This is a genomic window from Arthrobacter sp. SAFR-023 (assembly GCF_051965295.1).
GTDB lineage: Bacteria > Actinomycetota > Actinomycetes > Actinomycetales > Micrococcaceae > Arthrobacter.
This window is the reverse complement of sequence record NZ_JBQCMF010000066.1, coordinates 1-572: the sequence shown is the minus strand read 5'-3', so window position 1 is coordinate 572 and position 572 is coordinate 1. Positions and strand designations below refer to the sequence as shown.

The 572-nt window shown below is 67.7% G+C and carries 1 pseudogene; it reads right to left on the bottom strand.

Annotated features, from left to right (window positions below):
- A pseudogene (locus tag ACTHQX_RS21765) lies at positions 1–572 on the bottom strand (glycine dehydrogenase (aminomethyl-transferring)); the annotation flags it as partial.

Below are 572 nucleotides of genomic sequence, written 5' to 3'. Positions count from 1 at the left end.
CCGCCGGCCGCGTGGATGGCGTCGCAGACCTCGCGGACGTCGGCGTCGTACACCCCGTGCGTGGACGGGTAGGTGATCATGATGCAGGACAGGGCGTCCTTGTTGGCCTCGATCTTGGCGTACAGGTCGGTGTGGTCGATGGTGCCGTCGGCGGCGGTGGCCACGACGACCACCTTCATGCCGGCCAGCACGGCCGAGGCCGCGTTGGTGCCGTGCGCCGAAGCCGGGATCAGGCAGATGTTGCGCTGGTCATCACCGCGGGACAGGTGGTAGCCGCGGATCGCCAGCAACCCGGCGAGCTCACCCTGCGAGCCGGCGTTCGGCTGGATGGACACCTGGTCGTACCCGGTGATCTCGGCGAGGTCCGCTTCCAGACCATCGATCAGTTCGCGCCAGCCCTCGGTCTGGGAATCCGGGGCGAACGGGTGGATCGAGGCGAACTCCGGCCAGGAAATGGCTTCCATCTCCGCCGTGGCGTTCAGCTTCATGGTGCAGGAGCCCAGCGGGATCATGGTCCGGTCCAGCGCCAGGTCGCGGTCGGAGAGCTTACGGATGTAGCGCAACAGCTGGGT